The following is a 9189-nucleotide window of genomic DNA, read 5'->3' on the forward strand; positions in this document are numbered from 1 at the left end:
TATGAAGCACCCTGACGACCTGCTCGTCGCAATCGCCGCGATGGTCGAGTCGCAGCACAGCAGCCAGATGTCCCTGACCGTGGTGATCCCGGGAGCCGTCATCACAGGGCGGCTCGCGCCGGAAGCCCTGTGGAAGGAGCGGGTGGCCGAGGTCCTGCGGGATTCCGAGCACCTGGGGGGGTTCGCGGCCGCGTTCACCCCGCCACAGGGCAGCGGCGACCGCCCGCCGGAGGACGGCAAGAAGCCCTCGTACCTCCACTTCCACGTCGCCCGGATCCTGCAGGGAAGCTTCGGCATCCCCGACACGGGAGGCATGTACCGCGTCGCGCTGGAGGACGTGAGTGCCTGGACCATCGGGGACATCGGCTACTCGGACCAGTGAGACGGCGGGTGCGTCATCCGTGCGGCCTGGATAGGGTTGACAAGTAGGGAAAACGTGCCAAAACGCATCGTCGGCTGATCGATCCCTGGTCGACGGTGGATCGGATGGCGACCATGGACGCATCGACTGTCTCCCCCCAGGGCGTTTACCCCCTCCGGCAGGGTGCACCGGGCGGAGGGGGCGCGGCGCCGGCCGGTCCCGGTGAGGCGGCTGAGCACGCTGTCGCTCGGCACAGTGTGACGTTCGATGTGTTCGGCGCGCATATCGAACTGCCGCCCGCCGACCAGCTCGCTTTCCTCACGGGTGTCGGCGTGCTCGCCGCTTTCGAGATCATCGAGTGGCCGGTGGCGCTGGTCCTGGGAGTCGGGCACCAGCTCGCCCACAGCCATCACAACCGGGTGCTGCGCGAGTTCGGCGAGGCCATGGAAGAGGCCTGAGGGCCGCGAAGTGCGGGGGCCGCGGCCCGGTGATGGAATTGAGGGGTTGGGGGCGACCCATGCGCCATGGGAAGCCGTGACCACCAGAGGTGACGCCGTGACCGACGAACTCGAAGAAGTGGGCCCGATCGACTACCTGGTCGTCGAGTTCCCCGGCAACCGAATGACCGGCGAGGGGTTCCCCATCCTGGTCGACCTCGTGGACCGCGGCCTCATCCGGATCCTGGACCTGTTGTTCGTCAGGAAGGACGAGGACGGTTCCGTGACCGGCATGGAGATCGCCGACCTCACCGGCGACGGCGAACTCGACCTCTCCGTCTTCGAAGGGGCGTCGTCCGGGCTCCTGGGCCAGGACGACATCGAAGAGGCGGCCACCGCGCTGGAGCCGGGCAGCTCCGCCGGAATCCTGGTCTACGAAAACCGGTGGGCCGCGCCCTTCGCCGCCGCCCTGCGCCGTGGCGGTGCCCGCATGGTCGCCTCCGGGCGGATCCCGGTGACCGCCCTCGTCGCCGCCCTCGATGAGGCCGAAGCCGCGCCCTGAGCGGAAGAACGGCGGAACGGCAGCCGACGACGGCTGATGGACGGAAGGGGAAGGTCATGCCAGGTCTCATCCGCGGGGTCGCGCGCACGGCCGTCATCGCCGGAACGGCGACCGCCGTGTCCAACCGTGTGAACCGCCGGCAGCAGGGGCGATGGGCGGCACAGGAGCAGGCCCCCCAGCAGTACCCGTACGAAGCGCCCTCACCTCAACCGGCGTCCTACACCCAGCCGCCGGCGGCACCGTCGGCCGCCGACGACATGACCGGCAGGATCGACCAGCTCAAGCAGCTCGGCGATCTCAAGGCACAGGGTGTGCTCACCGAGGCCGAGTTCGAGGAGCAGAAGCGCCGGGTTCTGGAGCCGTGACGCCTCCGGCACCCGTCAGGACCGCAGGAACGCCAGGATGTCCGGATTGACGTCGTCCGGGTTGGTCGACAGCATGCCGTGCGGCAAGCCCTCGTAGGTCCTGAGCGTGCCGTTCTTCAGGAGCTCGACCGACAGGGGTGCCGAGTCGTCGTACGGGACGATCTGGTCGTCGGTGCCGTGGGCGACCAGGACCGGTACGTCGATCTGCTTGAGGTCCTCGGTGAAGTCGGTCTCGGAGAACGCCTTGATGCACTCGTAGTGGGCGTTGGCCGCGCCCATCATTCCCTGCCGCCACCAGTTGTCGATCAGTCCCTGCGACACCTTCGCGCCGGGGCGGTTGAAGCCGTAGAACGGCCCCGAGGGCACCTCGATGTAGAACTGGGCGCGGTTGGCGACGAGGGCCTCGCGGAAGGCGTCGAAGGTCTCGATGGGCAGGCCGCCCGGATTGGACTCCGACTTGACCATGATGGGCGGTACGGCACCCACCAGCACCGCCTTCGCGACGCGGCCGGGCTTGGCGCGGGCGACGTAGCGGGCGACCTCGCCGCCGCCGGTGGAGTGCCCGATGTGGATCGCTTCCCGCAGGTCGAGCGCGTCCGTGAGCGCGATCACGTCGGCCGCGTAGGTGTCCATGTCGTGGCCGGTGGCGCTCTGGCTCGACCGTCCGTGCCCACGGCGGTCGTGGGCGATGACCCGGTAGCCCTGCGCCAGGAAGAACAACATCTGGTTGTCCCAGTCGTCGGCGCTCAGTGGCCATCCGTGGTGGAAGACGATCGGCCGGCCGTCGCGTGGACCCCAGTCCTTGTAGAAGATGGTGGTTCCGTCGTCGGTGGTGACTGTACCCATGCTGGATCCTCCGCTCGTCCGGGCATGCCCCGGCGCCGCAGAGGTGGGTGTGGGGGGGGCACGCTGGACCGACGAATTCACGCCCTGGGGCGCGGTCCGATGTACCCACACCACACTACGGGCGGGCGGTGCGGGACACATCCGCAGACGGTCGGCCTACGCTGGACCCCGTACGTGAGGGACAGGAGGCTGACGTGGCCGAGACGACGTCGACCGAGGTGACGGTGGCCGAGGTGATGGCCGAGCTGGCCGGGCTGGAGGACCCGAAGGCCCGCGCGGTGAACGAGCGGCACGGCGACGATCACGGTGTGAACCTCGGCAGGCTGCGCGCGATCGCGAAGCGGCTGAAGACGCGGCAGGAACTCGCGTGCCGGCTCTGGGAGACGGGCGACAGCGCGGCGAGGCTGCTGGCCCTGCTGATCTGCCGGCCGAAGGCGTTCGGGCGGGACGAGTTGGACGCCATGCTGCGCGAGGCCCGGACACCCAAGGTGCACGACTGGCTCGTGAACTACGTCGTGAAGAAGAGCCCGCACTCCGAGGAGCTGCGCCTGGCCTGGTTCGCCGATCCGGATCCGGTGGTCGCGAGCGCCGGCTGGGCGCTGACCACCGAGCGCGTGGCGAAGAGGCCCGAGGGCCTCGACCTCGCGGGGCTGCTCGACGTCATCGAGTCGCGGATGAAGGACGCCCCGGATCGCCTGCAGTGGGCGATGAACCACTGCCTGGCCCAGATCGGGATCGAGCACGCCGAGTACCGGGCCCGTGCGATCGGCATCGGTGAGCGCCTGGAGGTGCTCAAGGACTACCCGACTCCCCCGGGCTGTACGTCCCCGTTCGCGCCCGTCTGGATCGACGAGATGGTGCGCCGGCAGCACGAGAAGTAGGAAGGTGCGCGCTCATCCGCGCTCATCCGCGCTCCTCTCGCGCCGCCGGCGGACAGGTCGGCGCCGTCAGGGCCGGCCGGGCAGCGACTCCAGGTAGGCGTCACCGACCGACCTCGGTACCGCCATCAGCCACGCGTCCACGACGAGGGGGGCCAGTTCCTCCGGGGTGATCGCCGGCATGCGCGCGTGGACCCAGTTGTAGCGCAGGTCGGAGGCGCGGGGCAGTTGGAACTTCTCGGGCTCGGAGGCGATCAGCGACTCGCGTTCCTCCTTGGGGAAGGCGAAGCCCATGGTCGTCTCGTCCGGGGAGACCGAGGCGTACACGATCCGGCCGACCTTGAACTTGACGTACTCCCGGATCAGGTGTTCCTCGGTGCGGGGCAGGTGCAGGGCCGCCGCGCGGACGTCCTGGAGGGTGATCACACGCACCTCCCCCGGTCCGGTGTGTAGTGGACCAGCTCGATCAGCAGGTTGGCCGGCGCGGGGGCGTACAGGAAGGCCACCGTCATTCCGTCGCGCGCGCCCTTGCAGGGCTCCGCGTCGACCGCGGTGAAGCCCTGGCCGCGCAGCCGGGCCGTCTCGCTCTCCAGGTCGTCGACCTCGAAGGCGATGTGGTACAGGCCCGCGCCCTGGCGCTGGAGGCGGCCGCTGATCGCGGAGCGCTCCTGGGTCGGGGAGACGATCTCCACGGCCGGGTTGCCCAGGCCGCCCCCGAACTGCCAGAACTCACAGGCCACTCCGTAGTCGTCGGCATGCCCTTCGTCGTATTTGCGCATGCCCAGCGTGGTCATGAAGCCGGCAACACCATCGGGGTCCTCGGTGGCCAGCCCGATGTGGTCTATGCGAAGGATCACCTTGTGTCCGATCGAGTCAATGTGATGTACGCGTAGTCGTCCAGCATCTTGGAAAGTGGTCTGCCGGGACACCCGTACAAGATGGCGAGCGCCTCCTCGTCCCGGCCGCTGTCGGCCAGAACGCGCCGGGCCCAGTCCCGGTTGAGACGCTGGTGGGCGAGATAGGCGGCCGCGTCCCGGGCTCCGTGCAGCTTCCGGGCGATGGCCTCGTCCCAGGGGACGAGGGTGTACGGGCGCAGCCCGTGGAGCAGTTTCGAGGCGGCGGTCGCGCCCAGGGTCCGGGGGCGGTCCGGTGATCCGACGCCGAGCGCGCACAGGTCGGCGTAGCACTCGCCGAGGGGCGCTATGTCGTCGTCGGTGAGTTCGCTGAGCCGGGTGCCCGGTCCAGGCAGGAGCGGGTACCAGCGCGAGGTCCACTCGCGCAGGGCGGGTCCGAAGACGTCGGTCTCGCCGGGGCGGGGGTAACGGATCCTGCATCCCCAGGAGTTCAGCCACTTCAGCGCGGCGGGCGGATCGTCGTGCGCCAGCGGTTCGTACGAGGCCACCGCGGGCGGCGTCGACGAGCCGGCGTCCAGTCCGAGGAACGCGGCCACCGCGGCCCGCAGGCTCTGCGCGGTCGGCGGGGTCCATGCGACGTCCACGGTCACGGACGTCACGTCCGTGACCGTGGGCTGCGGCTGAGGGGTCACGACGCGGATTCCCGGGCGTCGGAGGCCGTCTCCAGCGGCGGCACGGCGGGCACGTCGGCGGCCTCGACCGGCTCGCCGGAGGGGCGGCGGCGCCGGTTCAGCCGCAGGTAGAGCAGGGCGGCGCCGGCCACCGCCAGCGGCCAGAGCAGATACAGGCCGGCCATCGCCAGCAGCACCGCTACGGCGACGCACGCGCCGAGTGCGGAGGCCCTGCCCTTGGTGCCCTTGGGGAGCAGCTTCACGGCGGCGGCCACGCCGATCGCGTACACGGCCACGAAGGAGCCGGTGGTGAGCAGGACCAGCGGCTCGGTGCCGAGGCCGGTGAGCACCACGACGAACAGGGCCAGGAAGGACAGGGCGGACACGACCGCGAGGCTGCGCCTCGGCACCTCGCCGGCCACGCTGCCGCGCGACATCCAGGCGGGCAGCGCGCCGTCGCGGGCGAGGGCGGCACCGAGGTTGGCGGCACCCGCGTAGTAGGCGTTCATGGCGCCGGTGGTGAGCAGCAGCGCGGCGCCCGCGGCGAGGTAGCGGGCGTCGCCGCCCAGGCCCGCGGCCATCAGGTCGCCGAGCGGCGCGTCGGACTCCGAGGCCTTGTCGCCGAGGACGACGATGACCGCGAAGGCCACCAGCAGGTACAGCCCGCCCACGATCACGACGGCCGAGTAGGTGGCCCGGGGCAGGTCCCGCGCCGGGCGGCGGAACTCGCCCGCGAGGTGGGTGATCGCCTCCCAGCCCGCGAAGCTCCAGACCAGCAGAGCGGCCGCCGGCAGTACCGCGGACCAGCCGTGCGGGGCGAACGGTTCGAGGTTGGCCGTGTCAGCCTTCGGCAGCGACAGCGCGACCGCGATGAGCAGCAGCGTGACGAGCAGACCGGCGAGCATGAACTGGAACCGCCCCGTCACGCGCAGCCCCAGGGTGTTGGCGGCGGTGACCACGACCATCAGCCCCACGGCGGTGACGGTCGTGGTGGTGGTGCCGCCGCCCACCGCGGAGGAGACGTACGCGCCGCCGAAGAGCGCCGCCGCGGCCGCGCCGGGCGGTACGGCGAGGTAGAAGCACCAGCCGACCACCGCGGAGGCCCGCTCGCCGAACGCCTTCATGGCGTACGTGGCCACCCCGCCCGCGTCGGGATAGCGGGAGCCCAGAGCGGCGAAGGCAGCGGCCAGCGGGGCCGACAGCACGACGAGGGCCAGCCAGGCGAGCAGCGACGCGGGGCCTGCCTCCTCGGCGGCGAGTGCGGGCAGGGCGATGACCCCGGTGCCGAGCACGGCGCCCACGTACATCGCGGTGCCCTGGACCGCGCTGAGGGTGCCGCCGGAGTGTTCTGTCTTGGCTTCGCTCATGCGGGCCAGCATCGCCCGGCGGCTCTCACCGGCACCATCGGCAGTTTTGACAAGGTGCGCTAAATTACCGACATGCGTCCTCACGTGATCGCGATCGCCGTTACGGATGCCACACCGACGTTCGAACTGGCCGTGCCCTGCGAGGTGTTCGGGACCGACCGTACCGATCTCGTCGACCCCTGGTACGAGCTGCGGATGTGCGGCGACCCGTCCGGGCCGTTGCGCACGGCGGCCGGCCTGCATGTGCACACCCCCTACAGCTTCGACGACCTGCTCGACGCCGACACCATCCTCGTCTCGGCGTGCGCCCGGCCCGTCCAGCTCGATCCGCCGCCGCGGCTCGTCGAGGTGCTGCGCGAGGCCCACGGCCTGGGCAAGAGGATCGTCTCGATCTGCACCGGCGCCTATGTCCTGGCCGCGGCGGGGCTGCTGACGGGCCGTACGGCGACGACGCACTGGATGAACGCCGGGGACTTCGCGCACCGCTTCCCCGAGGTCGACTTCGTCCCCTCCGCGCTCTACACCGACGAGGGCGACATCCTCACCTCGGCCGGCACCGGCTCGGCCATCGACCTCTGTCTGCATCTGGTGCGTCAGGACCATGGCGCGGCCGTCGCCAACGAGGTGGCCCGCCGGATGGTCGTACCGCCGCACCGGGAGGGCGGCCAGTCGCAGTACACCAAGCCGGTGGTCCGGGCCGAGACGAGCAACGATCTCGCCCCGGTCCTGCAGTGGGCGCAGGAGCGGCTGCACGAGCCGCTGACCGTCCCCCAGCTCGCGCGCGTCGCCCACCTGGGCGAGCGCACGTTCGCCCGCCGGTTCCGGGACCGGCTCGGCATCACCCCGCTGCAGTGGCTGCTGCAGCAGCGGGTGCGGCTGGCGCAGGAGCTGCTGGAGACCACGGACGAGGCGGTGGAACACATCGCCAAACGCACGGGGTTCGGTACGGCCGCCAATCTCCGGTATCACTTCGGCCGGGTCACCACCGTGTCGCCGCAGACCTATCGGCATGTGTTCCGGCACCGTGCCGCACAACAGGCCAGGAATTCCGTGGACACACAGACCGTTCTGACACCGTGAACGCACCGCGGCCGTAAGGGACAACTTGCCGTCCCCGAACACCGGTTGTCCCGGGAACACCTCTTTGATTTGCTCCCTGCATGTTGCAGCGAATCGAAGCGGAACAGTTAATTCCCGGCCGGGGCCAGCCGATTCAGAACGGCTGCGTCATATTCGACGAGGACACCATCAGCTACGCCGGCCCCCTCGCCGAAGCCCCTGACACCCCGCAGGCGGAGACGGTCCGCGCCCGCACCGTGATGCCCGGACTGTGGGACTGCCACGGCCACTTCATGGGGCTGCGGTCGGCCGACCTCACCCTGCTGCCCCAGGAACCGATCGCTCTGCGGGCGGCCCGGATCACCACCGATCTGCGGGCCGCGCTGAACGCCGGAGTCACCTCCGTACGGGAGACCGGCGGCCTCGGCATCCACCTGGTCCGCGCGATCGACGAGGGCACCGTCCAGGGCCCGACGATCTACGCCGCCGGCACCACCCTGTCCACCACCGGCGGCCACGCCGACCTGCACAGCTACCCGACCTCCTGGGTGGAGGACTTCGGGCACCTCGGCGGTGAGCTGAGGCTGGCCGACGGTCCCGCGGAGTGCGCACGCGCGGCGCGGGAACAGCTGCGCCGCAACGCCAAGCTCATCAAGGTCTGCGCCTCCGGCGGTGTGCTGTCCGAGGTCGACCACCCGGTCCACCAGCAGTTCACGAACGCCGAGCTGCGCGCGATCGTGGAGGTCGCCGGGATGGCCGACCGCATCGTCGCCGCGCACTGCCACGGCAAGCCCGGCATCATGGCCTCGCTGGAGGCCGGGGTCAAAACCATCGAGCACGGCACCTACATCGACGAAGAGGCCGCCGTGGCCATGCGCGAGTGCGGCGCCATCCTCGTCACCACGCGCACGATCTTCCAGGAGCTCCTCGACAACGGGCACATGCTGCCGCCGTACGCGCTGAAGAAGCTGCAGGCGACGTCCGGCCGGCACGCCGAGGCCATCACCATCGCCCGCGAGCAGGGGGTGACGATCGCCGCGGGCACCGATGTCGCGCTCACCGGCAGCGAGATGCCCGACTCCTGGGGCCGCAACGGCCGGGAGCTGCCCCTGCTGGTGAAGACCGGCATGACCCCGCTGGACGCCATCGAGTCCGGCACCGCGATCGGCCCCGCCACGCTCGGACCGCAGGCCCCGCAGTCCGGGCAGCTGCGTGAGGGATACGACTCCGACGTCCTGATCCTCGACGAGGACCCGCTCGTGGACATCGAGGTCATCGCGCAGCCCGAGCACATCACCGGGGTCTGGAAGGCCGGAGTCCGGGTCAAGTGACCAGCCGAGGAGATGACATGAGCGACCTGAGCGACGCCGACGCACCCTGGCTGCTGGAGATCCGGCTGTTCACCGTGAAGCCGGGCGTACGGGAGGAGTTCCACCGGATCAGCAGGGACGGCACGGTCCCGCTCATGCGCGACTGCGGCATCACCGTGGTCGCCCACGGCCCCTCCCTGAACGACGAGGACGGCTACTACCTGCTGCGGGCCTTCCGTTCCGAGGAGGAGCGCGTGGAGCTCTCGCAGTCCGTCTACGCCACTGACGTATGGCTGCGGAAGTACGAGGAGGTGGTGCCGGAGATGATGACGAGCTACCAGACCTCGGTGGTGCCCGTACCGCGCCCGGCCCTGGAGGAGTTCGCCCGGAGCATGGCCATCGGCTGACCGGCCGCCTACGGCAGCACAACGGCCGCCGCCCCTCAGGGGGACGGCGGCCGTTCTGTGTGTGCGTGGGGG

The 9189-nt window shown here is 70.6% G+C and carries 13 protein-coding genes; 8 read left to right on the forward strand and 5 right to left on the reverse strand.

Annotation, left to right across the window (positions count from 1 at the left end; translation table 11 throughout):
• Nucleotide 1 precedes the first annotated feature (1 nt).
• The 4 genes from ACZ7NC_RS07470 (at nt 2) to ACZ7NC_RS07485 (ending at nt 1725) form a co-directional block, all read left to right on the forward strand.
• Nucleotides 2–382, forward strand: a complete 381-nt coding sequence (locus ACZ7NC_RS07470; RefSeq protein ID WP_471485739.1) for a hypothetical protein — start codon at nt 2–4, stop codon at nt 380–382.
• Between the two features lie 104 nt (nt 383–486).
• Nucleotides 487–819, forward strand: coding sequence for a hypothetical protein (locus tag ACZ7NC_RS07475; protein ID WP_471485740.1), 333 nt, complete (start codon nt 487–489; stop codon nt 817–819).
• A 97-nt stretch (nt 820–916) separates the two neighbouring features.
• The gene (locus tag ACZ7NC_RS07480) at nt 917–1360 is read left to right on the forward strand and encodes a DUF6325 family protein (RefSeq protein ID WP_471485742.1); all 444 of its coding nucleotides are present in this window, start codon (nt 917–919) and stop codon (nt 1358–1360) included.
• A 56-nt stretch (nt 1361–1416) separates the two neighbouring features.
• Entirely contained in the window at nt 1417–1725 is a 309-nt protein-coding gene (locus ACZ7NC_RS07485) for an SHOCT domain-containing protein (RefSeq protein ID WP_471485743.1), read from the forward strand.
• A 15-nt stretch (nt 1726–1740) separates the two neighbouring features.
• On the opposite strand, the gene ACZ7NC_RS07490 is transcribed toward ACZ7NC_RS07485, so the two are convergent.
• Nucleotides 1741–2571, reverse strand: a complete 831-nt coding sequence (locus ACZ7NC_RS07490; RefSeq protein ID WP_471485745.1) for an alpha/beta fold hydrolase — start codon at nt 2569–2571, stop codon at nt 1741–1743.
• Nucleotides 2572–2807: 236 nt separating this feature from the next.
• On the opposite strand from ACZ7NC_RS07490, the gene ACZ7NC_RS07495 reads away from it, so the two are divergent.
• Entirely contained in the window at nt 2808–3452 is a 645-nt protein-coding gene (locus tag ACZ7NC_RS07495) for a DNA alkylation repair protein (RefSeq protein WP_471485839.1), read from the forward strand.
• A 66-nt stretch (nt 3453–3518) separates the two neighbouring features.
• On the opposite strand, the gene ACZ7NC_RS07500 is transcribed toward ACZ7NC_RS07495, so the two are convergent.
• The 4 genes from ACZ7NC_RS07500 to ACZ7NC_RS07515 are packed head-to-tail and all read right to left on the reverse strand — an operon-like array spanning nt 3519 to nt 6341.
• Nucleotides 3519–3875 (reverse strand): MmcQ/YjbR family DNA-binding protein, encoded by a 357-nt coding sequence (locus ACZ7NC_RS07500; RefSeq protein WP_471485747.1) that lies wholly within the window; start codon nt 3873–3875, stop codon nt 3519–3521.
• Nucleotides 3872–4306 carry a VOC family protein gene (locus ACZ7NC_RS07505; protein ID WP_471485749.1) on the reverse strand — a complete coding sequence of 145 codons (435 nt, stop codon included), beginning with the start codon at nt 4304–4306 and terminating at the stop codon, nt 3872–3874. The genes ACZ7NC_RS07500 and ACZ7NC_RS07505 overlap by 4 nt, the downstream gene beginning before the upstream one ends.
• Nucleotides 4303–4962 (reverse strand): hypothetical protein, encoded by a 660-nt coding sequence (locus ACZ7NC_RS07510; protein ID WP_471485751.1) that lies wholly within the window; start codon nt 4960–4962, stop codon nt 4303–4305. Before ACZ7NC_RS07510 ends, ACZ7NC_RS07505 begins: the two co-directional genes overlap by 4 nt.
• A 29-nt stretch (nt 4963–4991) precedes the next feature.
• Nucleotides 4992–6341 carry an APC family permease gene (locus ACZ7NC_RS07515; RefSeq protein ID WP_471485752.1) on the reverse strand — a complete coding sequence of 450 codons (1350 nt, stop codon included), beginning with the start codon at nt 6339–6341 and terminating at the stop codon, nt 4992–4994.
• A gap of 72 nt (nt 6342–6413) precedes the next feature.
• On the opposite strand from ACZ7NC_RS07515, the gene ACZ7NC_RS07520 reads away from it, so the two are divergent.
• From ACZ7NC_RS07520 to ACZ7NC_RS07530, 3 genes are all read left to right on the forward strand, one after another.
• Complete coding sequence (locus ACZ7NC_RS07520) at nt 6414–7421, forward strand: GlxA family transcriptional regulator (RefSeq protein ID WP_471485754.1); 1008 nt, start codon at nt 6414–6416, stop codon at nt 7419–7421.
• Between the two features lie 80 nt (nt 7422–7501).
• Nucleotides 7502–8731 carry a metal-dependent hydrolase family protein gene (locus ACZ7NC_RS07525; protein WP_471485755.1) on the forward strand — a complete coding sequence of 410 codons (1230 nt, stop codon included), beginning with the start codon at nt 7502–7504 and terminating at the stop codon, nt 8729–8731.
• Nucleotides 8732–8748: 17 nt separating this feature from the next.
• Entirely contained in the window at nt 8749–9117 is a 369-nt protein-coding gene (locus tag ACZ7NC_RS07530) for a hypothetical protein (protein ID WP_471485757.1), read from the forward strand.
• Nucleotides 9118–9189 lie beyond the last annotated feature (72 nt).

Source organism: Streptomyces sp. NPDC111802 (genome assembly GCF_055634335.1).

Coding starts and splice junctions, on each gene's coding strand:
- ACZ7NC_RS07470 (WP_471485739.1), top strand. CDS start 2: ATGAAGCACCCTGACGACCTGCTCGTCGCAATCGCCGCGATGGTCGAG.
- ACZ7NC_RS07475 (WP_471485740.1), top strand. CDS start 487: ATGGCGACCATGGACGCATCGACTGTCTCCCCCCAGGGCGTTTACCCC.
- ACZ7NC_RS07485 (WP_471485743.1), top strand. CDS start 1,417: ATGCCAGGTCTCATCCGCGGGGTCGCGCGCACGGCCGTCATCGCCGGA.
- ACZ7NC_RS07490 (WP_471485745.1), bottom strand. CDS start 2,571: ATGGGTACAGTCACCACCGACGACGGAACCACCATCTTCTACAAGGAC.
- ACZ7NC_RS07495 (WP_471485839.1), top strand. CDS start 2,808: ATGGCCGAGCTGGCCGGGCTGGAGGACCCGAAGGCCCGCGCGGTGAAC.
- ACZ7NC_RS07515 (WP_471485752.1), bottom strand. CDS start 6,341: ATGAGCGAAGCCAAGACAGAACACTCCGGCGGCACCCTCAGCGCGGTC.
- ACZ7NC_RS07520 (WP_471485754.1), top strand. CDS start 6,414: ATGCGTCCTCACGTGATCGCGATCGCCGTTACGGATGCCACACCGACG.
- ACZ7NC_RS07525 (WP_471485755.1), top strand. CDS start 7,502: ATGTTGCAGCGAATCGAAGCGGAACAGTTAATTCCCGGCCGGGGCCAG.
- ACZ7NC_RS07530 (WP_471485757.1), top strand. CDS start 8,749: ATGAGCGACCTGAGCGACGCCGACGCACCCTGGCTGCTGGAGATCCGG.